Here is a 24,378-nt window from a genome sequence, read left to right on the forward strand (position 1 = left end):
GTACGGTGCGGCCCATGGCTTCCGACACGAGCAGGCCCACGGACGGCAGCACGGGCAGCACGGCGACCGGTACCCCGGAGACCGACGACGCGGCCGGCTCCGTCGCGACGGACCGGGCGACCACGACCGGCTCCACCGGAACCGACTCCGCCACCACCGACACCCCTGACACCCCCGCCGCCGACACCACCGCGACCCCGGCCGACAGCGCGACGACCGGCACCGCGACGACCGGCACCGGCACGACCACGGGCGGCGCCGCGGCCGCCCCCGTACGGACCGGGTCCGGCACCGCGGCCGACACGACCTCCACCCCGGCCTCCGCCACGACCTCCGGCGGCGGCCTCGCCGGAGCGGGCGCCGTCGTCGCCGCGGGGCTCGGTCTCGCCTCGCTGACCGGCACCTCGGTCGGCGACATGCTGCGCGAGCGCGAGTCGCTCGTCGGGCAGATCCAGGCCGCGACCGGCAGCCCGGGCGACACCATCAAGTCCTTCTACGGCGCGCCCTGGGACGTCGCCGCCGTGGTCAACGGCGTCGTCGCGCTGGTCGCGGTCCTCGTCGGGCTCGTCCTGGTCCTCGGCCCGGCCGCCCGGCCCGCCGCGGGCGCCTGGGTCCGGCCGGTCGCCCTCGGCGGCCTGGTGCTCGGCGTCCTGGGGCTGCTGGTCTCCGGCGGCATGTACCTCGACCTGTTCGCCTCGACGCCGGTGCTCCCGCAGATGCCGGGCATCCCGGGCCTGGGCGGCTGACCCACCCGGTCCCCCGGCCGTGATCGGCGGCGGTTTCCCGCGCTCCCCCGCGGGAAGTCGCCGATCATGAGGATTCTCGTCACCGGAGCACTCGGAAAGGTCGGCGCGGCGACCGTCGCCGCCGCGAGAGCGGCGGGCCACGAGGTCACCGCGTCGGACCAGGCGCCGCCGTCCTACGGCCCCACGGACCCGGACGCGGCGCCCTACGTGCGCGCCGACCTGACCGACCTCGGACGGACGGTCGACCTGGTCGGCCGGGTCCGGCCCGACGCGGTCGTACACACCGCGGGCATCCCGGAACCGTTCCAGGACACCGAGGTCGCGGTGTTCGAGACCAACGACGGGGCCCTGTTCCACGTCATCGAGGCCGTCCGCACGGTCGGTGTGCCGCGGCTGGTCGTGATGTCGAGCGAGACGGCACCGGGCTACATGACCGGTGACCCGGTGCAGCTGCCCGACCGCCTGCCCGTCGACGAGGAGCACCCCCTGCGCCCGCGGGAGGCGTACGCCCTGACCAAGGTGCTCGGCGAGCAGATGGTCGACGCGCTGGTACGGCGCACCGACAACGCGACGCCGGTGACCGCGGTGTCGATCCGGCCGTCGCTGGTCACCACCCCCGAGGTCTACGAGGGCTACGTCCGCCGCCTGCGCGAGGGCCCGGTCGAGCCCTCGTTCAACCAGTGGACCTTCGTCGACGCCGACGACCTCGGCGATCTCGTGGTGCGCGCCGCCACCGCCGACACCCCGGGCCACGAGGTCGTGTACGCCGCCCAGCCGGACAACGTCCTCGGCGAGCCCCTCGCCGACCTGGTGGCCGCGGCCTACGGCGACGACGCACCCCCGATCGGTGAGCTGGAGCGCCCCGACGCCGGAGCGCTGAGCATCGCGAAGGCCCGGCGGCTGTTCGGCTGGGAACCGCGCGCCGGTCTCGCCGCCCGCTGACCGCGGCGGTACCGACCGGGTCGCCCCGTTCACCCGCTCGATCGCTTCCGCTTCCGGTCGCCGCGGTCGGATCCCTAGGTTCGGCGCAGGTCACCGCCCGGTGGCCCCGTCGCACCCGCCGACCGCGGACGACCGGGAGGGACGCCGTGCCGCTTCGGTCCCCGTTCGTGACGACACTCGTCGCCGTGGTCCTGCTGCTCGTCACCGGCGGCGAGGCCGCGGCCGGGCCGGTGACGACGCCCGAGCAGCGGGCGGCCACCGCGGTCGAGGTCGCACTGCGCCAGATCGGGCTGCCGTTCGTGTGGGGCGGCAACGGGCCGGAGAACGGCGACCGCGGCTTCGACTGCTCCGGGCTGACCGCGTTCGCCTACGGCAAGGCCGGCGTCGTCCTGCCGCGGACCGCGCACGCCCAGTACCGCCGCGGCCCGCGGGTCCCCGCCGGGGCCCCGTTGCGTCCGGGTGACCTGGTCTTCTACGGCACCGTCGACAAGGTCCACCACGTCGGCCTGTTCGTCGGGCAGGACCGGATGGTGAACGCCCCGACGTTCGGGCTGCCGGTGCAGACCTCCTGGTACCGGTGGCGCGGCGACGACTACCTCGGCGCGACCCGACCGTCGCAGGTCACCGACGGTGTCCCGGACCCGGCGGTCCGGGAGACGCCGGACCCGTCGATCCCGGACGAGCCCTGGTTCGACGCGCCCGCCGCGCCGCCGCTGCCCCGCTGAGTGCCCGGCCGGGGGCGGGTCAGGACGCGTCGGCGACCGGCGCGTCGACCGCGACCACCGTGAGGCCGGGCCCCCGGACCAGCCGCAGCGCGCGTGCCGCCGGCGCGGTCGGGTCCAGCACCACCACCAGGGAGGCGCCGGTGGCCCGGGCGCGGTCCGCGGCCGCGCGCAGCATCGCCACGCCGCGCAGCCCCAGGAAGCCCACCGCGTTCAGGTCCAGGACGACGCGGCCACCGGCGGCGGTGTCGACCGCGGCGAGGACCCGTGCCTCGACCGAGGGGCCGGTCGCGAGGTCGAGCTCGCCGGACACGCCGATGACGACGGTCGCGGCGCTGCCGTGTCCGACGTGGACCTGCGGCTCGGCGACGGCGGTGTCGGCGGCCGGGACGGGACGGGGACGAGGGGATGGCGAGGGCGCGGTCATGGGTCCGCCAGAGGAGAGGGTGGGGCCGGTCCCGGCCGGGGACGATCGGCCCGTGGCGCCGTCGGAGCACTGAGCTGTACCGGACGGCCGAACGGTGACGGCCCTGCGGCGCGCCACCCGTGAAGACGAGTGTCGATGGACCGGGAGCGCCTGCGTCGGCAGGACCCGGGTCCGTCACCGTAGCCGCCACCGGCGCCGGGTGTCCAGGGCGCGGCCCGCTCCCCGGCGGGCCGGCGTCCCGGCGGGGATACTCGCGACGATGCCGACAGCACCGGAGTTCCCCCGGGCCTCCGGGGCCCGACCGCCCGCCGGAGCCCGGTGACCGGGCCCGTCGTCGCCCGCCTCTGGCGTCCCGTCCTGCTCGTGGCGCTGGTGGGCGTCGCGGTCGTCGTCGCGGTCGCCGTCGGGGTGCCCTCGGTGGAGCAGCTCCGCGACGGCCTGGCCGGGACCGGGTGGGCGGGACCGCTGCTGTGGGCGGCGCTGTACGCCGGGCTGTCGCTCACCCCGGTGCCGGTCAGCCTGCTCGCCGTGCTCGGCGGGGTGCTGTTCGGGTTCGGCGAGGGGCTGCCCGCCACGCTGGCCGGGAAGTTCGTCGGCGCGGCGGTCGGGTTCGCCCTGGCGCGGCGGCTGGGCCGGGACACGGTGCTGCGGCTGGTCGACCGCTCGGGCCGGGGCGCGGAGCGGATGGCGGTGGTCGACGACCTGGTGCGCCGGCGCGGCCTCCTGGCCGTGGTGGGGGTCCGGCTCGCGCCGGTCCTGCCGTACTCGGTGCTGAACCTGCTGTGGGGGCTGACCGCGGTCCGGTTCCGGCACTACCTCCTCGGCACCGTCCTGGGGGTCACCCCGGGCACGACGGCGCTGGTCGCGGTCGGCGCGTTCGGCACCGACCCCGGGTCGCTGCCGTTCCTGGTGTCGGTCGCCGGGCTCGCGGTCGTCGTGCTGACCGGGCTCGTCCTGGCCCGGCGCCGGCTGGCCCGCTCGCGCGCCGACCCACCCGCGGACGGCTGAGGGCTCAGCCGGGCTCGACCGTCGCGGCGACGGCGCGGTGGTCACCGACGTCGAGCTGCAGCACGGCCGGGTCCCGCCCGGTCAGGGCGCCGAGCGCGATCAGGTGGTCGAGCTGGGCGCGCGGCGTCGCCGCCGGGAACGTCTGCCCGTCGACGAGCCGCCGGCCGCCGGTCACCATCGCGGGGAGCGAGCCGGGCAGGTTCAGGTCCCCGGCGACGACCACCGGCCCGGGCAGCCCCGCCGCCCAGCGCCGCAGCGCCCGGAGCTGGCGGACCGCCGTCGGCGGGGCGAAGGACAGGTGGGTCGCCACCACCGTCAGCGTCCCCAGCTCCGCGGCGACGGCGGCGCGCGGCTCGTCGGGGAACCAGGCGAGCCGGGTCCCCCCGCCGGGGGCGGGCACCGGCACCGGCAGCCGGGCCCGTCCGGACCCGAGGCCCAGCACGTGCCAGCGGCGCACCGGCAGCTTGGAGAACAGCGCGACGCCGTAGCGCGGCCCGGGCGCGGGGTCGCCGGGACCACGCAGGACCGGGGGGTGGAGCGGGGTCCACGACGGCAGCGGGTCCGGGCGCGGCTCGCCGTGCATGGTCGCGGCGGTGCGCCAGTCCCCGGCACCGAGCCCGGCCGCGAGCAGCGACGGCTGGTCGTCACCGTCCGAGCGGGGCTGCCCGGTGTCGACCTCCTGCACCGCGACGACGTCGGCGCCCACCCCGGCGACGGCCGCCCGGAGCTCGGGGCCGGTCAGGTACCGCCCGCCCGCCCCACGTCCGGAGGCGAGGTTCAGCGACGCGACCCGCACGGCGGCGGTCAGCGGGCCGCGGCGTGGCGTCCGCGGGCCCCGCGCAGCGCCGGGACACCGGCGAGCAGCCCGCGCTGCGGGATCCCGTCGACCGGTTCGGCGGCCGCCCCCAGCTCGGCGAGCACGTCGTTCGCGGCGAGCACCCCCGACATCGACGAGCGCTCCATCAGCCCGGCGAGGTAGGGCGTCTCCACGAAGTCACCGGCCACCCGCAGGCCGCGCGCGTCGGTCCGCACCCCCGGCCGGGTGCCCGCCGTCCCGGGCGGGAACGCGGGCGCGGTGGCCTCCAGCCGGTCGTGCCGGTCGAGGACGGTCGCGTCCGCGGTCTCGGGCCACAGGACGGCCAGCTCGGCGCGCAGTGCGGCCGCGGCGGACGCCGCGTCGGGCTCGGCGCAGGAGTAGGAGTGCAGCTCCACCACCGATCCGCCGGTCGCGGCGGCCCACCGGGCCGAGGGCTCCTCCAGCCGGGAGTAGACGGTGACCGAGTCCAGGGTCGGCTGCCCGCTGACGGCGCTGAACACCGCCCGTCCCGGGTCGACGTCGCGGTCCAGCCACAGCCTGCTGACCGCGAACGGGGGCGCGACGTGCAGGGCCGCGCACTGCGCGTGCAGCCGCGGCGCCGTCGTCGCCAGCCCGGGTGAGCCGGTGACCACCGCGCGCAGCGCACCCGGGTCGAGGGCGAGCACGAGGTGCCGGGTGGTGGTCGCCCCGGGGCCTTCGACCCGCCAGCCGGCGCCGTCGGGGTGCACCGCGGTGACCCGCGCCCCGGTGCGGACCTGCGCGCCGAGGGAGGTCAGGTACCGCCACAGCGGCTGCCACACGGCGGTGGCGTGGTCGGTGCGCGGGGCGTCGAACGCGATGCCCTCGGGGTTGCCGAGGAAGTAGTAGTGGAACATCGCGACGAGCTCGGCGGCGGACAGGTCGCCCTGGTTGCAGAAGAACGACCGGGCGAACGCCTCGAACAGCATGCTGCGGGTGCGCTCGGTCATCCCGAGCCGGTCGAGGAAGGACGCGGCGTCGACGCCGTCGAGCTCGGCGGTGGTGGTGGCCCGGTCGTAGGCGAGCAGGGCGCGTCCGGCGTCGGGGTCGGCGGAGGTGAGCTCGCGGCGCGACAGGCTCCTGCTGCGCAGCGCCAGCGCGAGCAGGTTGAACGGCGGCGCGGCGGGCAGCCCCGACAGGTCCTCGTCGGGCCACCGCGCGGAGATCACCGGGTAGTGCCCGACCGGGCGCAGGAACGACAGCTGCGGGTCGGCGCGGCGCAGGATCGACCGCCAGGTGTAGTACTGCCGGAAGAAGGCGTGGAAGCCGTGCTCGACCTGCTGGACGGTGCCGTCGGGCAGGGTGCGCGGCCAGGCCCCGAGCCGTCCGCCGAGGTGGTCGGCCGCCTCGAGCAGGGTGACCCGCACCCCGCGTTCGGCCAGCACCACCGCCGCGGACACCCCGGCGATCCCGCCCCCGACGACGACCGCCTCCGACCCGGCGGGCACCTCGCGGGGCAGCAGCGGGTCGGGGGTCACGAGTCGCCGCCGGCGCATGCGCAGGGGCGCGGCGCGGTGGCGCAGCGGATCGGTCACGGGGTCCCTCCGGGACGGTGGGCGGCGCGGTCGCGGCGCAGGACGAGCGCGTACGGGACCGCGACCAGCCCCATCAGCACCCCGCCGACCAGGGCCGAACCGGGCAGGCCGAAGAACACCAGGTGGGCGAGCACCGAGGAGGCGTAGACCCACAGGTACAGCGCGGCCGCGGGGCCCGAGCGCCGTGGGCCGTCGGGCAGCGCGCGGTGCAGCGTCCCGACGATCAGCAGCGAGACGACCAGCCAGCCGGCGTAGTTGGTCAGCGGGATGCCGGGCACCAGCGGGAGGCCCGGGTCGGGGCGCGCCCAGACCCAGTGGCCCGCGTCGACCATCTGCGGGTCGAGGAACACGTCCCAGGCGGCCAGCGCGAACGCACCGACGGCGACGGTCCCCGCCCCGCGCCGGGCCAGCGCCCTGCCCACGACGAGCGCGGGCCACGCCATCATCGCCCAGGCCATCGGCACGACCAGCGGGACACCGGCCACCTCGGCGCCGAGGGTCCCGGTGTAGGCGTAGGCGCCGAACGGCCACCCCGTGGCCAGCCCGACGGACTCCGCGACCAGTCCCCCGCCGCCCGCGACGCCGAGCAGCACCAGCCCGCCCCGGGTGCCGTGCACCCGGACGACGTCGGCGACCGCGGCCAGGAAGAACACCGCCACGCTCAGCACCGTCACCGACGTCCGCAGCGGGGCGGGGGTGAGCGGGTAGAGGATCTGCACGGTCACCGCTCCGGCGACCAGCACCCAGGCGGGCAGGGTCGTGCGCAGTGCCCGGGGGGCAGCGGCCAACGCCACGCGGGAACCTCCACACGGTCCGGTCGGGGGATGGTCCCACGGTGCCACCACCCGGGCACGCCCGCGCGTCGTCCGCGGCCGCGGCGACGTCGCGCGGCCGGGCCGCCCCCTCCGTAGGGTCGCCTGCGTGCTCCTCCGCCGGCCGCTGCGCGCCGTCCGTCCGCTCGTGGCCGCCGGGTCCGTCCTCGCCGCGGCCGGGACGGTGCAGGCCTGGGTGAACCGGGCCGGGCTGCGCCGCCCGCCCGCCGCGCCGCCGACGGTGGCCGTGCCGGTGTCGGTGCTGGTCCCGGCCCGCGACGAGGCACACCGGATCGCGCCGACGGTGCGGGCGCTGACCGGGCAGCGCGGGCTGGCCGACGTCGAGATCCTCGTCCTCGACGACGGCTCCACCGACGGGACCGCCGACGTCGTCCGTGCCGCGGCCGGCGGCGACCCCCGGCTGCGGGTGCTCACCGGCACCCCGCCCCCGCCGGGGGTGCTGGGCAAGCCGCACGCCTGTGCCGCGCTGGCCGCGGCCGCCCGCGGCGAGATCCTCGTGTTCGTCGACGCCGACGTCGTCCTCGTCCCGCACGCCGTCGCCGCCGCGGTGGCGCTGCTGCGCGACCGGGACCGGCCGCTGGACCTGCTGTGCCCGTGGCCGCGGCAGGTCGCCTCCGGCCCGCTCGGCCGGCTGGTGCAGCCGCTGCTGGCCTGGTCCTGGCTGACGACGCTGCCGCTGGCCGTCGCGGAACGGTCCGGACGGGGGTCGATGGCCGTCGCGAACGGACAGTTCCTGCTGGTCGAGGCGTCCGTGCTGGCCCGGGCGGGCGGCTGGGACGCGGTGTCGGGCGCCGTGCTCGACGACATCGGGCTGGCCCGGGCGGTCCGCGCCGCCGGGGGCCGGACCGGCATCGCCGACGGGTCGCAGGTCGCGTCCTGCCGGATGTACGCGACCGGCGCGGAGCTGCGGGCGGGCTACCGCAAATCGCTGTGGGCGGCGTTCGGCTCGCCCGCCGGGGCGGTCGCGGTCGGCGCCGGGCTGGTGCTGGTCTACGTGCTGCCCGCGCTCGCCGCGCTAACCGGGTCACGGGCCGGGCTGCTCGGGTACGCCGCCGCCGTCGCCGGGCGGGTGCCCGCCGCGCGGTGGGTCGTCGGGCCCTCGGGCGGCGGCGGCACGGTCGACGCGCTCGCCCACCCGGTGTCGGTGCTGGCCCTGCTCGGGCTGCTCGCGTCGTCGTGGGCGGGCCGGCTGCGCGGCACGCTGAGCTGGAAGGGGCGTGCGCTGTGAGCCGGGTCGTAGTGGCCGGCGCCGGGCTGGGCGGGCTCGCGGCGGCGGCGCGGCTGGCCGCCGCCGGGCACACGGTCACCGTGTTCGAGCGGGCCGACACCCCGGGCGGGAAGCTCGGCGTCGTCACCCGGGACGGGTTCACCTTCGACACCGGCCCGTCGCTGCTCACGATGCCGGACCTGCTCGCCGACCTGTTCGCCGCGACCGGCGGCCCCGCGGACCTGCCGGTCACGCCGGTCGACCCGGCCTGCGGCTACGTCTTCGCCGACGGCACCCGGCTGGACCTCCCGCACGCCGCGGCCGCGGTCCCGGCCGCCCTCGACGCCGCCCTGGGCGACGGCGCCGGCGCCTCCTGGACGGCGCTGCACGAGCACTCGCGACGGCTGTGGGACCTAGTCGGGGAGCCCGTCCTGCGCCGCCCGATCACCACGGCCGCGCTCGCCCGGATGAGCGCGCGGCCGGCCGACCTGCGCGCGGTCGCACCGTGGCGGACCCTCGACGGGCTGGGCGGGCGGCTGCTGCCCGACCCGCGGCTGCGGACCTGGCTGAACCGCTACGCCACCTACTCCGGTTCCGACCCGCGTCGCACACCGGCGGTGCTGGCGGTGACCGCCTTCGTCGAGCAGGAGTTCGGCGCGTGGTGGGTGCCGGGCGGGCTGCGCCGCATCGTCGACGCGGTCGTGGACCGCTGCGTCGCCCTCGGCGTCACGCTGCACCCGGGCACGGCCGTCGACGAGGTCCTCGTGGAGCGCGGCCGGGCCGCCGGGGTCCGGGCCGGGGGCCGCGAGGTGCGCGCCGACGTCGTCGTCTCCGGGGTCGACGCGCACGTGCTGCACGAGCGGCTGCTCCCCCGCGACGTCGCGCGCCGGGCCCGCAGGCGGCTGCGCCGCATCCCCCGGTCGACGGCCGGGTTCGTGCTGCTGCTCGGGCTGTCCGGCCGGGAGCCCGGGCCGGCGCACCGGGTCTGGTTCCCGCGCGACCAGCACGCCGAGTTCGACGCGATCTTCGGGCGCGAGCCGCGCCCGGTGCCCGACCCGACGGTGTACGTGCACGCCCCCGACGACCCCGCGCTGCGCCCCGACGACGCCTCCGAGGGCTGGTTCGTGCTGGTCAACGCGCCCCGGCACGACCCGGGGCGCGGTGTCGACTGGGACGCTCCGGGGCTCGCGGAGCGCTACCGGGACCGGGTGCTCGGCGTGCTCGCCGCCCGCGGCGCCGACGTGCACGACCGCCTGCGGTTCGCCGAGGTCCTGACCCCGGCCGAGCTGGAGCGGCGCACCGGCTCGCCGGGCGGCGCGATCTACGGCACCGCCTCGCACGGCCCCCGGGCCGCGCTGCGCCGGCCCGCCAACCGCGGCCCGGTGCCGGGCCTCTACCTGGTCGGCGGGTCCGCGCACCCGGGCGGCGGCATCCCGCTGGTGCTGATGTCGGCCGAGATCGTCGCCGGGCTCATCGGCCCGGCGGGGACTCCGGGAACCGCGGCGGCGTCGTCCGGACCACGCCCACCGCGAGCTGCACCAGCCCGATCGCACCCAGGACCGTCCAGGTGAGGGCGAAGACGGTCCCCCACGACACCCCGACCAGCGGCGGGCCGGCCGGGAGCACCGCCGCACCGAGTGCGGGCAGGGCGACCACGACCAGCCGGGTCGGCCGCTCGGCGACGGTCACCGCCCCCACCCCCGGCATGCCGACCGACTGCGCGCGGGCCCGCAGGAACTCGTGCACGAACACCAGCGCGAGCGCCGCGAGGACCCAGCCGGGCGGGGCGCCGAGCGCGACCAGCACCGCCCCGAGCAGCAGGTCCCCGAGGCGGTCGGCGACGGCGTCGACCACCGCGCCCAGCGGCCGGGCCCGCCCGGTGCGCAGCGCGACGGCGCCGTCGAGGCCGTCGAGCACCCCCGCCGCGACGACGAGCAGGGCCGTCACCGCCGTCCACGGCGCCCCGGCGAGCGCGACCGCCCACGCCCCGGCCAGCACGACCACGCCGGACAGCGACAGCACGTCCGGCGGGACCCGGGCCACCGGGCCCGCGGAGAGGACCCGCACCATCCGGAGCCAGCCGCGCACCACCGGGGAGGGCCGGATGCCGCCGTGCAGGGCCGACCAGCCGTCGTCGTCCCCGGTCGTCATCGGACCAGCGTGCCAGCGCCGCAGCGGGGGCGCGCCGTGAACCGGGCCCGCACTCTCGCCCGCCGGCTCGGGAACACCTTCCCCGGCAGCGACATCGCGCTGTGGGCCGCCGGTGCGACCTACTTCGGGGTGATCGGGCTGGTGCCGCTGGCGATGGTCGCGCTGTGGGGCGTCGGCGCGCTGGCCGGGCCGGAGACGGTGACCACGGCGATGGAGGCGGCGATCGGCGGGCTCCCCGGCGGGCACGGCACGCCGGAGGCGCTGCGCACGCTGGCCGCGGTGTCGCTGTCGATGGCCTGGTGGCAGGCGCTGGTCGTGCTGTTCCCGGCCAGCCTCTACGGCGAGGGGCTGCGCCGCGCGTTCGTCCAGATGTCCGCGACGCGGGACCGGCTCACCGGCTGGCGCGGCCGCGCCGGGCTGCTCGGGGTCGCGGCGGTCGCGCCGTTCCTCGTGCTGGTCGTGCTGGGCGCGGCTCCCTACGTCGGTCCGCTCTACGCCGCGGGTGGCTGGTCGCTGGTGTGGGGCGTCGTCGTGGCGTTCCACGTGGTGTGGGTGACGCTGTCGACCGCGCTGCTCGCGGTGTTCGGGCTGGTCGGGCCGGGGCGGCTGGGCCGGCGCGCGCTGGTGCTCGGCGCGTTCGGCACCGGGTCGGTGCTGGCCGGGTTCCTGCAGGGCTTCCTGCTGTTCCTGGCCATCCCGATCGAGTGGTCGGCGCCGTTCGCCGGGCTGCCCGTGGTCGGGACGGTGTCGGCGCTGGCGCTGTGGCTCTACCTGCTGCACATCCTGGTGCTGTGCGGGTTCCGCGCCACCGTGGTGCTCGACGAGGTCCTCGCCGCCCGGGACCGGTGATCCCGGGCGGCGGGGACCCGGCGGGTCACATGCCCATGCCGCCGTCGACCGGCAGGCCGGCGCCGTTGACGAACCGGGCGGCGTCGGAGGCCAGGAAGGCGACCGCGTCGGCGATGTCGGCGACCTCGCCGAGCCGGCCCGACGGGGTCAGCTCGACCACCGCGCCGACCGCGGCCTCCGGGCTCTCGAACAGCCCGAGCCCGGCGGTCTCGACGGCGAGCTTCTGCCCCATCGCGGTCGGGACGAGCCCGGGGTAGACGCAGTTGACCCGCACCCCGTAGCCGAGCTTGCCCGACTCCATCGCCGCGACCCGGGTGAGCCGGTCGACGCCGGACTTGGTCGCGGAGTAGCCGCCGATGGAGGGGAACGCGATGGTCGCGGCGACCGAGGCCACGTTGATCACGGCTCCGCCGCGGCCCGCCGCGCCACCCGGGCGCATGGCGCGGAAGGCGTGCTTGATGCCGAGCATCGTGCCGAGCAGGTTGACCTCGAGCATCCGGCGGACGTCGTCGGGCTCGGTGTCGACGAGCAGCTGGGTGACCTCGACGCCCGCGTTGTTGACGACGACGTCGAGGCCGCCGAACCGCTCCACGGTCTCGGCGACCGCGGCGGTCCACGAGGCGTCGTCGGTGACGTCCAGGTGCACGAACCCGTGCTGCTCCCCCAGGGACTTCGCGAGCGTGCCGCCCGCCTCGTCCTGCAGGTCGGCGACGACGACCCGGCCGCCCGAGTCGGCCAGCGCGCGGGCCATTCCCTCGCCCAGTCCCTGCGCGCCCCCGGTCACGAGCACGGTGCGTCCGGTCAGGTCGATCTGCGTCACGGCGACTCCAGTGTCGATCGGTGATGTGGGCCACACCCTGCCGCGATCTCTGACCAGTTGTCAAGATATCGTCGGGCGGGCGTCCAGAACAACGGCGTCGGGGGCGCAACGGTCGGTTACAGTGGCTGCCGGGCGGACGACGGGAGGGGGCCGCGTGGCACGGGCGAACCCGGTCGACAAGCACGACGCGCGCCGCCGCGCGCTGGCGGACTCGGCCCTGCAGACCCTCGGCGAGCTCGGCTACGCCCGGGCGTCGCTGCGCGAGATCGCGCAGAACTCCCCGTACAGCCACGGCGTCGTGCACTACTACTTCGCCGACAAGCTGGAGCTGATCGTCTACTGCGTGCGGCAGTACAAGGCGGTGTGCGTGACCCGCTACGACGGCGCCGTCGCCGACGCGACGACGGCCGACGGCCTGGTCACCGCGTTCGCGGACAAGCTGTGCGAGACGATCGTCGACGAGGCCCCGATGCACCGCCTCTGGTACGACCTGCGCGCCCAGAGCATGTTCGAGCCGAACCTGCGCGAGGCCGTCGGGCAGATCGACCGCACCCTGGAGGACATGGTGTGGCGGGTCGTCACCCGCTACGCCGACCTCACCGGCACCGCGGTCGCGCTGAGCCCGCACGCCGCCTACGGGATGGTCGACGGCGTGTTCCAGCAGGCCCTGCTGGGGTTCCTCACCGGCGACGACCCGCACGCGCTGGACACCCTGCGCGCCGAGGTCCGCGACCTGCTGCCGCTGACCCTGCGCCCGGTGCCGGTCGGGGCGGGCACCGGGGCCTGAGGCCGGCGCTCAGCCCGGCGCGGGGTCTTCCGCGCCGTGGGCCCGGGCGATGCCGTGGGCGCGGGCGATGCCGTGGGCCGCGGCGCGCAGCGCCGGGACGAGGGTGCGGGCCCGGCCGTCGTGCGGCTGCACCGTCGACAGCGCCGCGACGACGGCCCCGTCCCGGCCGCGCACCGGGACCGCGACGCCGGTCGCGTCGGGGTGCACGTGGCCGTCGGTGACGACGTGGCCGTCGCGCCGGACGCGGGCGAGCAGGACCCGCAGCCGGGCCGGGTCGGTCACCGTGGCGGGGGTCCGTCGTTCCAGGGGCGCCGCGAGCACGCGTTCCTGCTGCTCGGGCGACGCGTGGGCGAGCAGCACCAGCCCTGAGGACGAGACGTGCAGCGGCAGCCGCCCGGCGATCCGGGTCAGGTTGACCACCGCCCCGGGTGCGGAGAGGCGTTCGAGGAAGATGACCTCGTCGCCGTCGAGGACACCCAGCTGCACGTGGTGCCCGACGACGGCGTGCAGGTCCCCGAGGAACGGCAGCGCCGCGGCCCGCAGGGTCAGCGTCGGCGACGCCCGCTGCCCCAGCTCCCACAGCCGCATCCCGATCCGCAGCCGCCCGGAGCCGGTGCGGGTGAGTAGCCCCTGCTCGACGAGCTGCCCGACCAGTCGCGACGCGGTCGCGACGTGCAGCCCCGAGGCGCGGGCGATCTCGGCGACGCCCAGCTCGGCCCGCCCGGGCTCGAACACCGACAGGATCCGCACCGCCCGGGCCAGTACCGGTTCGCCCGCGACCACGGGTGGAGTCTGCACCTAGGCGGGCGTGACCCGCAGCGGCATCGACGCCCAGGCCCGCATGGTGTTGTTCGGCCGCCGGCGCGGCGGACCGGCGGGCTCGATCGTCGCGACCCGCGCGGCGAGCGCCCGCAGCACCGACTCGGCCTCCAGCCGGGCGACGTGCTGGCCGACGCACTGGTGCAGGCCCATCCCGAACCCGACGTGCCCGGACGGGTCGCGGTCCAGGTCGAACGCGCCCGCGCCGGGCCCCCAGTGCCGCGGGTCCCGGTTCGCCGACCCCAGGAACAGCAGCACCTTGCGCCCGGCCGGGACGCGGACGCCGGCGAGCTCGGTGTCGGTCGCCGTCGTGCGGAAGAAGGTCTGCACCGGTGACTCCCAGCGCACGGCCTCGTCGAACGCGACGCGGGCGAGCCCCGGGTCGGCGCGCAGCCGCGCCCACTGCTCCGGGTGCGTGGCGACGGCGTGCAGCACCGCCGCGAGCCCGGTGACGGTGGTGTCGACCCCGGCCGACAGCAGCGACCGCACGACGAGCGGGGCCTGCTCGGGGGTGATGTCACCGCGGTCGGCGGCGGCCCAGATGTCGGCGCCGAAGCCGTCGGCGGCCAGTGCCTCGCGGGCGCACTGCGCGTTCACCCAGGCCGAGAGCTCCCCGAGGCGCGGCAGCTTCTCCTCCAGCAGCGCGTTGCGCGGACCGAACGCGTTGAACAGCAGGTCGCCGTAGGGCAGCAGGTTCTCCCGGCCCGCCTCGGGCAGCCCGACGGCGTCGGGGAACACGCGCAGCGGGAACGCCTCGGCGATCGCGGGGACGGCGTCGAACTCGTGCCCGCCCGCCAGCACCTCGTCGACGAGGGCCTCGGCGTCGGCGGCCCAGCGGTCCCGCAGCGTGCGCAGCGCACGGGGCCCGAGGACCGTCCCGAGCACCCGGCAGGGCGCGTCGTGGTGCGGCGGGTCGGCCTCCAGCAGCAGCGACGGCGGCCGCCACGGCGCCTCGGTGTGGAAGTTTGCGAGCCCCACCCCGGCCCCGGACCGGAAGGACTGCCAGTCGACGAGCGCGGCCCGGACGTCGGCGTAGCGGCCGAGGGCGAGCACGTCGTGGCGGGTGAGCCGGACCAGCGGGCCGGCCGCGCGCAGCTGCTCGTGGAACCCGAGCGGGTCGGTGAGGACCCCGGGGTCGAACGGGTCGACGTCGGTGGTGGGCACGTGGTCGAGCGCGGCCGTCATGGGCGCTGCCTTCCGGTCGGGTCGGGTCAGAGATCGAGGACCAGACGCGGTCCGCGCGAGCGCGAGACGCAGACCAGCATGCGGTCGGCGGCGGCGCGCTCGTCGTCGTCGAGGACGGAGTCGCGGTGGTCCGGGTCGCCGGCCAGCACGGTCGTCTCGCAGGTCCCGCAGGTGCCCTGCCGGCACGAGGACAGGACATCGACGCCGGCGTCGGCGACCGCGTCGAGGACGCTCCGCCCGGGTGGCACGGTCACGTCGGTCCCGCGGCGGGCGAGGTGGACCGCGAACGCGGTGTCGCGGACCGGGCCGGTCGCGCGCGGGACGAAGCGCTCGGTCCGCACCGTGTGCGCCGGCCACCCGGCCGTGGCCTCGGCCAGCGCCGCGAGCAGCGGGGCGGGTCCGCAGCCGTAGACCCGGGTGCCCGGTGCGGGCCGTCCCAGGAAGCCGGGGAGGTCGAGCAGTCCCTCCTCGTCCTGCGCGACGGTGCGGACCCGGTCCCCGTGGGCCGCGAGCTCCGCGGTGAACGCCATCGACGCCCGGGTCCGGCCGCCGTACAGCAGCGCCCAGTCCGCGCCGAGCAGGTCCGCCGTGGTGATCATCGGCAGGATCGGGGTGATCCCGATGCCGCCCGCGACGAACAGGTAGTGCGGGGCCGGGACCAGCGGGAAGTTGCTGCGCGGCCCGCCGAGCCCGATCTCGTCGCCGACCGCGAGACGGTCGTGGACCCAGGCCGAGCCGCCGCGGCCGGCGGGTTCGCGCAGCACGGCGACGCGGTAGCGGTGGGCGTCCCACCGGTCCCCGCACAGCGAGTACTGGCGGGTGTGCCCGCCGGGCAGGACGAGGTCGACGTGCGCGCCGGGGGTCCAGTCCGGCAGCCGCCCGCCGTCGGCGGCGACCAGCTCCAGCGACACCACGCCGTCGGACTCCCGGTGGCGGCCCGCCACCCGGACCGTGCGGTTCCCGGCACCGGTCACCGTCGCTCCCCTCGTCGTCGAGGAGCCGAGCATCCGCCGCGCGGCCACCGCCCGGGAAGGCGACTCTCGCTCAGTGAGAGGCCGGGTTCAGAGGGTTCCCGCGAGGCTCCGCCCGGCGGCCCGGCCGGAGAAGATGCAGCCACCGAGGAACGTGCCCTCCAGCGCGTTGTACCCGTGCACCCCGCCCCCGCCGAACCCGGCGGCCTCCCCCGCCGCGTAGAGCCCGGGGATCGGTTCGCCGTGGGCGTCGAGGGCGCGGGAGTCGAGGTCGGTCTGGATCCCGCCGAGGGTCTTGCGGGTCAGCACGTGCAGCTTCACCCCGATCAGCGGACCGGCGGCGGGGTCGAGGATCCGGTGCGGCGCCGCGACCCGCCCGATCCGGTCACCGAGCGAGCGGCGGGCGTTGTGGATGCCCTGGACCTGGGCGTCCTTGCTGTAGGGGTGGGCCAGCTGCCGGTCGCGGGCCTCGATCTGGCCGCGGATCAGGGCCGGGTCGAGCGGCGGGGCGTCGGTGAGGGCGTTCATCCCCGCGACGAGCTCGTCGAGGGTGTCGGCGACGACGAAGTCCTCCCCGTGGGTCGTGAACGCCTCGACCGGGCCGGGCGCGCCCCGGCTGAGCAGCCGTTCGCGGAGGAAAGCGCTGCGGCGCCCGGAGGTGATGTCGGGGTTCTGCTCGGAGCCCGACAGCGCGAACTCCTTCTCGACGATCTTCTGGGTGAGCACGAACCAGGAGTGGTCGTAGGGCGCGATGTCCGGGGTGGTGCGCAGGTGGCGCAGGGTGCCGAGGGTGTCGTAGCCGGGCAGGTACGGCGCGGGCAGCCGCCGCCCGAGCGCGTCGAACCACATCGAGGACGGCCCGGGCAGGATGCGGATGGCGTGGCCGGGCCAGACCGGGTCCCAGTTCACGACGCCCTCGGTGTAGTGCCACATGCGGTCGCGGTTGACCAGCCGCACACCCGCGTCGGCGGCGATGTCGAGCATCCGCCCGTCCACGTAGGCCGGCACCCCGGTGATCATCGACGACGGCGGGGTGCCCATCCGCTCGGGCCAGTACCGGCGGACCATCTCGTGGTTCGCGCCGATCCCGCCGGTGGCCAGGACGACCGCGGTCGCGGAGAGGGTGAACTCCCCGGTCACGTCGCGGTTGCTGGGGGCGCCGCGCGGTGAGTCGTCCGGGGCGAGGACGGCGCCGCGGACACCGGTGACGGCGCCGTCGGTGCGGACCAGCCCGTCGACGCGGTGCCGGTGGTGGAAGGTCACGAGCCCGGCCTCCGCGGCGCGCAGCGCGGAGTCGACGAACGGGCGCACGACGCCGGTGCCGGTCCCCCAGCTCACGTGGAAGCGGGGCACGGAGTTGCCGTGGCCGGTCGCGGTGAGGTCGCCACGCTCGGCCCAGCCGACCGTGGGGAGGAAGGAGATGCCCAGCTCCGTGAGGTAGGAGCGCTTCTCCCCGGCGGCGAACTCGACGTAGGCGCGGGCCCAGCGCGCGGCGTGGACGTCCTCGTCGTCGAGGCGGTCGAACCCGGCGCTGCCCTGCCAGTCGCTCCAGGCCAGCTCGACCGAGTCGTGCACCCGCATGCGGCGCTGCTCGGGGCTGTCGACGAGGAAGATGCCGCCGAAGGACCACCACGCCTGCCCGCCGAGGTCGACCGGCCCCTCCTGGTCGACGACGGCGACCCGGCGGCCCCGCCGGGTCAGCTCGTGGGTCGCGACCAGACCGGCCAGCCCGGCCCCGACGACGATCACGTCCGCGTCCATGCCACTCCCGTTCGTCGCCGGCCCACCGCACCCCGGCAGGGGCGGCCGGTACGCACAGACGTATCAGATCCGGGCCCGGGAACGGGTGACGGGCAGGCCGCGGCGCTCCCGCGCCGCGACCCGCCCGCCGGGGACCCCGGGGTCAGCGCACGACCGTCGTGGTCACCCGGGTCGCGTTGTTCGTGAGCTTCGGGTCACGGACCTGGGAGGGGGCGACGGCTCCCTCGAGGGTCCGCGGCCCGGTCACCGTGCGGTCGGCGGTCACGGTGATCGTGAAGGTCGACGCGGTGCCCGCGGCGATGTTCGGGACCAAGTAGGCGACCGAGCGGCCGTTGCCGCCGACGATCCCGCCCGGGGCGGCGGTGACCTTGAGGCCCTGCGGCAGGGTGACGGCACCGGTGACCCGGGTCGCCGCGGCCGGGCCGGCGTTGCGGAGGGTCACGGTGACGGGGGTGGTGGTGCCCGCCTTCAGCGTGGCGGGCACCCCGAGCGCGACCGACAGGTCGGCCTCGCGCGGGATCACCGGCGCGGGGGTCACGGTGAGGGCGAACGTGGTGCTCAGCGTGCCGGCGGTGGCGGTGACCGTCACCGGGCCCGCGGTGTCACCGGCGGACAGCGCCGGGCTGGTGGCGACGCCGTCGGCGCCGGTGGTGGCGGTGGCGGTGGCCCCGCCGGGGAAGGCGGCGCTGCCGCCGGTCACGGTGAAGGTGACGTCCTGGCCCGCCACCGGGGCGTTGCCCGCTCCGGTGAGGGTGGCCGACAGCGGCTGGGCGAAGGCGGTGCGGACCTGGGCGCTCTGCCCGTTGCCGCCGGTCGCGGCCAGCGCGGTCGGGACGACCGGGTTGTCGAAGTCGACCGTGGTGCCGTTGATCCGCAGGTTGTCGACGCCCGAGCGCAGCCCCGGGTTGCCGCTGCCCTGGTTGACCGCGATCCCGCCGACGATGACGGCGTCGGGCAGCGCAGCCTTCACCGCGGCGAAGTCGGCGGTGTAGGTGTCGAAGCCGTACCGGTTGGGCGTGCCGGTGCTGGTGATGGTGCCGCTGGCCCACCAGCCGCCGCTGCCCGCGGGGGTGCTCGACGCGGGCCACGTCTGCCACGCCCCGGTCTGCACCGGGTTGGTTCCGGTGTAGACCGGCTCGAACACCAGGGTCGTGAAGGTCGAGCCGTCCTTCATCGGGTTGACCGGGATGTTCAGGGCGGGTGCCTGCTGCGGGCCGCCCACCTGCTCGACGAGGGTCTGGTACTCGAGGTCGGTGATCTCCGAGAGCTTGCGCCCGTTGAAGGCCTGGGCGTACACGGTGACCTTGTCGTTGCCGCCGGGGGTGTCCAGGCGCAGGTAGCCGCGTCCGGTGCGGGCCCGGGCGTCGTCGACGACGGCGGCGGTGCCGGCGTTGCGGACCGCCGTGCAGTACCCGGTCGGGCTCACCGTCGCGCCACACGCCGGGATCTGGTCGTTGCCGACCCGGACCCCGTCGGCGGCGGTGGCGGTCCCGGCGACGAGCGGGACGCACCCGACCGCCGCCACCAGCGCGGCCGCCAGCAGGCGTCGTCCGCCCACCCGTGCTCCGTGCTCCCCGACCCGACGCGCCATGACTGCCTCCACCGCTCCGCCCGTCCCCGGGCCGTCGTCGCCGGGGCCTCTGTGCTCCCGACGGCCCGTGTGTCGTGGCGGCGGTCACGGTCGCTACACGACCTCATCAGAGCTGATGAGCCGCTCGGAGCATCACCAGGTGAGCCGGTCGGGGCACGGTCGGCTCCCACCGTCGACGCCACGACGACACGCCGTCGGACACGCCGGACCGGTCGTCGGGCACCGGCCACCGGTCCGCCCGCGGGCGGGGCCGACCACCGACCGGACCGGGATTCACAGCGCGTCCACAGCGGTCCGTCCGACGGATCACAGGAGTGCCCTCTACCGTTGATCCGGTCAGTGGGACGAGCGTGGGAGGTGGACGTGCGGACCGACACCCGGCCCGGCAACGGCCCCTCCCGCCCGCGGTGGCACGTCCCCGGGCTGCTGGGCGCCGCGCTCGCGGCGTCCGTCGCCGTCGCGCTCGCGGTTCCGTCGTGGACGCCCACGACACCACCGCAGGTGACGACCGCGGCGGCGGCCACGGCGGCCGGCGCCGCTCCGGCCCCGGCATCGGCCACGGCCACGACCGGCGCCGCCGACCCGGCCGACCCGGCGGCGGTCGTCCCCGTCACCACAGGACTGTCCCTCCCGGCCGTCACGGCCCCCGAGGGCACGCCGGTCGCGCGCCCCGCGACCGGCGCCCTGTTCGACGGACCGGCCGAGGCCCCCGGTGACCACTTCTGCTCCGCCTCGGTGGTCGAGTCCGCCACCGGCGACCTCGTCGTGACCGCCGCGCACTGCGTCTCCGACGGCGACGGCACCCCGGCCCGGACGGGCATGAGCTTCGCCCCCGGCTACGACGACGGCACCGCCCCCTTCGGCTACTGGACCGTCACCGCCGCCGCGGTCCCCCCGGGCTGGCTGGAGAGCGGCGACCCCGACTCCGACGTCGCGTTCCTGACCGTCTCCCGGCCCGACGCCCCGCCGATCCAGCAGGTCACCGGCGCCTACCGGCTCGCCTTCGGCACGTCCGGCGCCGGCGGCGACGACACCCCGGTGACCGCGGTCGGCTACAACGACGGCGACGCGGACGCGACGACGGTGTCCGGCACCGCCGGGACGCTCGACGAGGACCAGTGGCAGCTCGACCAGCCCGGCCTCGACCAGGGTTCCAGCGGCGGCCCGTGGCTGACCGGCCCGGACGACTCGGAGATCCTGGCCGTCACCGGTGGCTACCAGCAGGGCGGGGACTCCCCCGACGTCTCCTACGGCGCCGACCTCGGCCCGGCCGCGCAGTCGGCGTACCGCTCGGCCGGGGGCACCGACTGAGCCGGCTCGTCGCCTGGTGGGACCGCCACCAGGTCCCGCTGTACCTGGCCGCGATCCTCGCCGGGGCGCTGCTCGGTCTCCTCGCCCCGCGGGTCGCTCCCGCGCTCGCCGCGTCGGTCACCCCGCTGCTCGCGCTGCTGCTGTTCGCGACCTTCCTCGCGGTCCCGCTCGTCGACGTCGCGCGGGCCCTGACCGGCACCCGTTTCCCGGTCGTCGTGCTGGTGGCGAACGCCGTGGTGGTCCCGCCGGTCGCGATCGGACTGTCGCGATGGGTCGCCGACGACCGCGGTCTACTCGTGGGCGTCCTGCTGGTGCTGCTGACGCCGTGCATCGACTACGTCGTCGTGTTCACCGGGCTCGCCGGCGGCGCCCGCGCGCAGATGCTCGCGGCGACGCCGCTGCTGATGGTCGCGCAGATGCTCCTGCTGCCCGGCTACCTGTGGCTCGCGGCCGGACCGGAGGTCCTCGCCGTGGTCGAGGCCGGGCCGTTCCTGCACGCGTTCCTGGTGCTGGTCCTGGCCCCGCTGGCCGCGGCGGCCCTGGTCCAGGGCCTGCGACGACGGCGCCCGGCCGGCCGCGCGGCCCGTGTCGAGGGCGCCGTCGCCGGGGCGATGGTGCCGCTGATGGTGGCGACCCTGGCCGCGGTCGTGGGCTCGCAGATCGCCGCCGTCGGGGCGCAGGCGCTCACCCTGGTGCGGCTGGTGCCGCTCTACGCGGCGTTCGTCGTCGCGGCGGTGGTGATCGGTCTGCTCACCGCCCGGGTGGCCCGCCTGGACGTGCCGGCCACCCGGGCGGTGGTGTTCTCGGTGACGACCCGCAACTCGCTGGTGGTGCTGCCGCTCGCGCTGGCGCTGCCCGGCGCGCTAGCCCTCGCCCCGCTCGCCGTCGTCACCCAGACCCTGGTCGAGCTCGTCGCCCTGGTCGTGCTGGTGCGGCTGGTGCCGGTGCTCGTCCCCGCCCGATGAGCGGGCGACCCGGTCACCGGGCCGGGCCGCGCCCCGCCCAGCTCCACGCGTACGACGGGTCCTCACACGCCCGTCCGCCCTCACCGAGGGCCAGCGGCCGGAACGTGTCGACCATGACCGCGAGCTCGTCGAAGGACTCCGCGCCGAGCGCTCGCTCGACCGCGCCGGGCTGCGGGCCGTGGCTGTGCCCGCCCGGGTGCAGCGAGATCGACCCCTGCCCGATCCCGGAGCCCTTGCGGGCCTCGTAGTCGCCGCCGCAGTAGAACATGACCTCGTCGGAGTCCACATTGGCGTGGTAGTAGGGCACCGGCACGGCGAGCGGGTGGTAGTCGACCTTGCGCGGCACGAAGTTGCAGATCACGAAGCCGGAGCCCTCGAAGACCTGGTGCACCGGCGGCGGCTGGTGCACGCGGCCGGTGATCGGCTCGAAGTCGGCGACGTTGAACGTGTACGGGTACAGGCAGCCGTCCCAGCCGACGACGTCGAACGGGTGCGTGGGCACCACGTAGCGGGTGCCGGTGATCCCGTCGGGCCCGCCGCGGTGCTTCACCAGCACCTCGACGTCGGCCTGTTCGACGAGCAGCGGCGCCCCCGGTCCGTGCAGGTCGCGCTCGCAGTACGGGGCGAGTTCGAGCAGCTGGCCGTAGCGCGACAGGTACCGCTTGGGCGGGGCGATGTGCGACGACGCCTCGATCGCGTAGGCGCGCAGCGGCTCGGACCCGGTGGGGACCCAGCGGTGGGTCGTCGCCCGCGGGAGGACGACGTAGTCGCCCTGGACCACGTCCAGCGCGCCGAACACGGTCTCGACGATCGCCGACCCGGACTCCAGGTAGACGACCTCGTCGCCGACGGCGTTGCGGTAGAGCGGGCTGGTCTCCCCCGCGACGACGTAGGAGATCCGCACGTCGGCGTTGCCGAGCACCAGCCGGCGTCCGGTCACGACGTCGACCGACTTCCAGTCCGGGGTGCCGAGGTCGTGCAGCCGCAGGTGGCGCGGGAGCAGCGGCCGGTTGTCGGTGAGCGACTGGTCGCCCGGGTCCCAGGGGGTGGCGTCGACGATCGCCGACGGGACGCCCGCGTGGTAGAGCAGCGAGGAGTCCGAGGAGAAGCCCTCCTCCCCCATCAGCTCCTCGTAGTAGAGCGTCCCGTCGGGGCGTCGGTGCTGGGTGTGCCGCTTCGGCGGGACGTCACCGGCTCGCCTGTAGTACGCCATCGTGGCCCTCCTCCGGTCCGTTCTGTGCCTGTGCCTGTGTCCGTGGCGGTGGCGCCGTCGTGCCGCGGGCGGTCGCGCGGGCGAGGGCGGCCGCGACGTCGTCGCGGGACGGGGCGGCGAGCACGGCGGCGACGTGGGCGTCCGGGCGGAGCAGCCACACCTCGTCGGGCCGGGCGGCCAGGGTGGCCGTCACCGTCTCCCCGTCTCCGGCTCCGCCGAGGGCTCCGGCTCCGGTGCCCGTGCGGCCGTCCAGTTCCGCGAGGGCGAGCACCCGGACCGGGCCGGGCGCACCGGCCGCCGCTGCGGCGACCGCGTCCGCGTCGGCCAGCGGGCCGGTGAGCAGCAGGAACCCGTCGCGGGCCAGCGCGCGCAGCCGTCCCGGACCGGCCTGGGTGCGCACCGGGGCGTCCGGGACGAGCACCCCCGGTCCCGCGGGCGGGACCTCGCCGCGGGCGGGACGCCCGGCGAACGGGCGACGCGCGTCGGCGGTGGTCAGGGCGGAGTCGACGTACCAGAACGGCTCGGCCAGCCGGCCCGAGTCGACCCGCGCCCGGGCCGCGGGGTCGGTCGCCGCCGCGGCGAGGACCTCGGCGCGGGCCCGCACCCGCTCCGCGTCGCGCGGGACCAGGAAGTCCATCGTCGCGGTGGTGACGGCGACGTTCTCCCGGGCGGCCACGTGCCGCTCGGCGTGGTAGCTCTCCAGGAGCTCCTCCGGCGCCCAGCCGCGGCCGACCCAGGCGATCTTCCAGGCGGCGTTCTCCGCGTCGGCGACGCCGGAGTTCAGCCCGCGGGCACCGAACGGGGACACCAGGTGCGCCGCGTCGCCCGCCAGCAGGACCCGGCCGCACCGCATCCGGTCCACCACGCGCGAGTGGAACCGGTAGACCGAGGACCAGACCACCTCGTGGTCGACGTCGCCGATGACCGCGCGGATCCGGGCGTCCAGCGCGCCGGACGCGGTCTCGGCGTCGAGGTCGTACCCGGCCGGGACCTGCCAGTCGATCCGGAACGTCGAGTCCGGGCAGGGGTGGACCAGCACCTGGCGGCCCGGGTTCGCGGCCGGGTCGAAGTGGAAGCGGCGCTCGGTGGCCCACCCCGGGAGGTCGGCGCGGACGTCGCAGATCAGGAAGCGGTCGTCGAAGCTGGTGCCCTCGAAGGTGACCCCGAGCAACTCACGCAGCGCGTCGCCGCGGGCACCGGCACAGACGACCAGGAAGCTCCCCGCGATCCGCCCACCGCCGTCGACGGTCACCGTGACGCCGTCGGCGGTCTGCTCGACGCCGACGACGTCGTGCCCCCAGCGCAGGTCCACCAGGGCCTCGTCGGCGATCCGCTCGTCGAGGATCTGCTCGGTCCTGGCCTGCGAGAGGTTCACGAACGGCGGGAACGCGGGCCGCCCCGGCTCGGCGAAGGTGTGGGCGAACAGCTCGGTGTCGCGGTGGAAGGTGCGCGCGGTGGTCCAGGTGACGCCCTCGTCGGCGATCCGGCGCCCGGCACCGACGGACTCCCAGACGTCGAGGACGTCGCGCTGCTGGCAGATCGCCTTCGACCCGACCCGGTCCCGCTCCGGGCGGCGGTCCAGCACGACCGTCGGGACGCCGTGGCGGGCCAGCAGCAGCGCGGTGGTCTGCCCGACCGGCCCGGCGCCGAGCACCAGGACGGGCGGCGACGGCCAGGCCGGCGCGGCGGACGTCGACATG

At 76.7% G+C, this 24,378-nt stretch carries 23 protein-coding genes; 10 read left to right on the plus strand and 13 right to left on the minus strand.

Features of this window, described 5'->3' with window-relative positions; all coding sequences use genetic code 11:
* The first annotated feature begins 14 nt into the window (after nucleotides 1-14).
* From KPL60_RS10455 to KPL60_RS34605, 3 genes are all read left to right on the plus strand, one after another.
* Nucleotides 15-746, plus strand: coding sequence for a hypothetical protein (locus tag KPL60_RS10455; RefSeq protein WP_226365674.1), 732 nt, complete (start codon nucleotides 15-17; stop codon nucleotides 744-746).
* Between the two features lie 66 nt (nucleotides 747-812).
* Nucleotides 813-1,688, plus strand: coding sequence for an NAD(P)-dependent oxidoreductase (locus tag KPL60_RS10460; protein WP_226365675.1), 876 nt, complete (start codon nucleotides 813-815; stop codon nucleotides 1,686-1,688).
* Between the two features lie 167 nt (nucleotides 1,689-1,855).
* Nucleotides 1,856-2,413: a C40 family peptidase gene (locus tag KPL60_RS34605; RefSeq protein ID WP_308016722.1), complete on the plus strand. Its 558-nt coding sequence runs from the start codon at nucleotides 1,856-1,858 to the stop codon at nucleotides 2,411-2,413.
* Between the two features lie 19 nt (nucleotides 2,414-2,432).
* On the opposite strand, the gene KPL60_RS10470 is transcribed toward KPL60_RS34605, so the two are convergent.
* The gene (locus tag KPL60_RS10470) at nucleotides 2,433-2,837 is read right to left on the minus strand and encodes an STAS domain-containing protein (RefSeq protein WP_226356195.1); all 405 of its coding nucleotides are present in this window, start codon (nucleotides 2,835-2,837) and stop codon (nucleotides 2,433-2,435) included.
* A 318-nt stretch (nucleotides 2,838-3,155) separates the two neighbouring features.
* Between KPL60_RS10470 and KPL60_RS10475 the strand changes: the two genes are divergently transcribed.
* Nucleotides 3,156-3,845, plus strand: a complete 690-nt coding sequence (locus KPL60_RS10475; protein ID WP_226365676.1) for a TVP38/TMEM64 family protein — start codon at nucleotides 3,156-3,158, stop codon at nucleotides 3,843-3,845.
* 4 nt (nucleotides 3,846-3,849) lie between these two features.
* On the opposite strand, the gene KPL60_RS10480 is transcribed toward KPL60_RS10475, so the two are convergent.
* The 3 genes from KPL60_RS10480 to KPL60_RS10490 are packed head-to-tail and all read right to left on the minus strand — an operon-like array spanning nucleotide 3,850 to nucleotide 7,009.
* Nucleotides 3,850-4,641, minus strand: a complete 792-nt coding sequence (locus KPL60_RS10480) for an endonuclease/exonuclease/phosphatase family protein (RefSeq protein ID WP_226365677.1) — start codon at nucleotides 4,639-4,641, stop codon at nucleotides 3,850-3,852.
* An 8-nt stretch (nucleotides 4,642-4,649) separates the two neighbouring features.
* A complete protein-coding gene (locus KPL60_RS10485; RefSeq protein WP_308016724.1) occupies nucleotides 4,650-6,215 on the minus strand; it encodes an FAD-dependent oxidoreductase in 1,566 nt (521 codons plus the stop codon).
* Nucleotides 6,212-7,009, minus strand: coding sequence for a carotenoid biosynthesis protein (locus KPL60_RS10490; RefSeq protein WP_226365678.1), 798 nt, complete (start codon nucleotides 7,007-7,009; stop codon nucleotides 6,212-6,214). The genes KPL60_RS10485 and KPL60_RS10490 overlap by 4 nt, the downstream gene beginning before the upstream one ends.
* A 127-nt stretch (nucleotides 7,010-7,136) precedes the next feature.
* On the opposite strand from KPL60_RS10490, the gene KPL60_RS10495 reads away from it, so the two are divergent.
* Both KPL60_RS10495 and KPL60_RS10500 read left to right on the plus strand, forming a co-directional pair.
* Nucleotides 7,137-8,276, plus strand: coding sequence for a glycosyltransferase family 2 protein (locus KPL60_RS10495; protein WP_226356191.1), 1,140 nt, complete (start codon nucleotides 7,137-7,139; stop codon nucleotides 8,274-8,276).
* Nucleotides 8,273-9,826, plus strand: coding sequence for an NAD(P)/FAD-dependent oxidoreductase (locus tag KPL60_RS10500; RefSeq protein ID WP_226365679.1), 1,554 nt, complete (start codon nucleotides 8,273-8,275; stop codon nucleotides 9,824-9,826). Before KPL60_RS10495 ends, KPL60_RS10500 begins: the two co-directional genes overlap by 4 nt.
* Here KPL60_RS10500 and KPL60_RS10505 read toward each other — a convergent pair.
* Nucleotides 9,726-10,406 (minus strand): CDP-alcohol phosphatidyltransferase family protein, encoded by a 681-nt coding sequence (locus KPL60_RS10505; protein ID WP_226365680.1) that lies wholly within the window; start codon nucleotides 10,404-10,406, stop codon nucleotides 9,726-9,728. The genes KPL60_RS10500 and KPL60_RS10505 overlap by 101 nt on opposite strands.
* A 36-nt stretch (nucleotides 10,407-10,442) precedes the next feature.
* Here KPL60_RS10505 and KPL60_RS10510 point away from each other — a divergent pair, with 36 nt between their 5' ends.
* Nucleotides 10,443-11,255, plus strand: coding sequence for a YhjD/YihY/BrkB family envelope integrity protein (locus tag KPL60_RS10510; protein WP_226365681.1), 813 nt, complete (start codon nucleotides 10,443-10,445; stop codon nucleotides 11,253-11,255).
* Between the two features lie 25 nt (nucleotides 11,256-11,280).
* On the opposite strand, the gene KPL60_RS10515 is transcribed toward KPL60_RS10510, so the two are convergent.
* Complete coding sequence (locus KPL60_RS10515) at nucleotides 11,281-12,075, minus strand: SDR family NAD(P)-dependent oxidoreductase (RefSeq protein ID WP_062402044.1); 795 nt, start codon at nucleotides 12,073-12,075, stop codon at nucleotides 11,281-11,283.
* Nucleotides 12,076-12,229: 154 nt separating this feature from the next.
* Between KPL60_RS10515 and KPL60_RS10520 the strand changes: the two genes are divergently transcribed.
* Nucleotides 12,230-12,862 (plus strand): TetR/AcrR family transcriptional regulator, encoded by a 633-nt coding sequence (locus tag KPL60_RS10520; protein ID WP_226356187.1) that lies wholly within the window; start codon nucleotides 12,230-12,232, stop codon nucleotides 12,860-12,862.
* Between the two features lie 9 nt (nucleotides 12,863-12,871).
* Here the strand turns inward: KPL60_RS10520 and KPL60_RS10525 are convergent, their stop codons facing one another.
* The 5 genes from KPL60_RS10525 to KPL60_RS10545 all read right to left on the minus strand — a co-directional run bounded on the left by KPL60_RS10525 (nucleotide 12,872) and on the right by KPL60_RS10545 (nucleotide 19,156).
* Nucleotides 12,872-13,660 carry an IclR family transcriptional regulator gene (locus tag KPL60_RS10525; protein ID WP_226365682.1) on the minus strand — a complete coding sequence of 263 codons (789 nt, stop codon included), beginning with the start codon at nucleotides 13,658-13,660 and terminating at the stop codon, nucleotides 12,872-12,874.
* Nucleotides 13,661-14,866: a cytochrome P450 gene (locus KPL60_RS10530; RefSeq protein ID WP_226365683.1), complete on the minus strand. Its 1,206-nt coding sequence runs from the start codon at nucleotides 14,864-14,866 to the stop codon at nucleotides 13,661-13,663.
* A 26-nt stretch (nucleotides 14,867-14,892) separates the two neighbouring features.
* Nucleotides 14,893-15,873: a 2Fe-2S iron-sulfur cluster-binding protein gene (locus KPL60_RS10535; RefSeq protein WP_374203871.1), complete on the minus strand. Its 981-nt coding sequence runs from the start codon at nucleotides 15,871-15,873 to the stop codon at nucleotides 14,893-14,895.
* A gap of 54 nt (nucleotides 15,874-15,927) precedes the next feature.
* A complete protein-coding gene (locus KPL60_RS10540) occupies nucleotides 15,928-17,598 on the minus strand; it encodes an FAD-binding dehydrogenase (protein WP_226365684.1) in 1,671 nt (556 codons plus the stop codon).
* A 142-nt stretch (nucleotides 17,599-17,740) separates the two neighbouring features.
* Entirely contained in the window at nucleotides 17,741-19,156 is a 1,416-nt protein-coding gene (locus KPL60_RS10545; RefSeq protein ID WP_226365685.1) for a CARDB domain-containing protein, read from the minus strand.
* 396 nt (nucleotides 19,157-19,552) lie between these two features.
* Between KPL60_RS10545 and KPL60_RS10550 the strand changes: the two genes are divergently transcribed.
* Nucleotides 19,553-20,500, plus strand: coding sequence for a serine protease (locus tag KPL60_RS10550; RefSeq protein ID WP_226365686.1), 948 nt, complete (start codon nucleotides 19,553-19,555; stop codon nucleotides 20,498-20,500).
* Between the two features lie 68 nt (nucleotides 20,501-20,568).
* Nucleotides 20,569-21,465, plus strand: a complete 897-nt coding sequence (locus tag KPL60_RS10555; protein WP_308016746.1) for an arsenic resistance protein — start codon at nucleotides 20,569-20,571, stop codon at nucleotides 21,463-21,465.
* A 13-nt stretch (nucleotides 21,466-21,478) separates the two neighbouring features.
* Here the strand turns inward: KPL60_RS10555 and KPL60_RS10560 are convergent, their stop codons facing one another.
* Together KPL60_RS10560 and KPL60_RS10565 are read right to left on the minus strand one after the other, a co-directional pair.
* Nucleotides 21,479-22,678, minus strand: coding sequence for a homogentisate 1,2-dioxygenase (locus tag KPL60_RS10560; RefSeq protein ID WP_226365687.1), 1,200 nt, complete (start codon nucleotides 22,676-22,678; stop codon nucleotides 21,479-21,481).
* Entirely contained in the window at nucleotides 22,653-24,377 is a 1,725-nt protein-coding gene (locus KPL60_RS10565; RefSeq protein ID WP_226365688.1) for an FAD-dependent monooxygenase, read from the minus strand. Before KPL60_RS10565 ends, KPL60_RS10560 begins: the two co-directional genes overlap by 26 nt.
* Between the last annotated feature and the right edge of the window lies 1 nt (nucleotide 24,378).

Origin of the sequence: Pseudonocardia sp. ICBG162 (assembly GCF_020496225.1) — a bacterium.
Taxonomy (GTDB): domain Bacteria; phylum Actinomycetota; class Actinomycetes; order Mycobacteriales; family Pseudonocardiaceae; genus Pseudonocardia; species Pseudonocardia alni.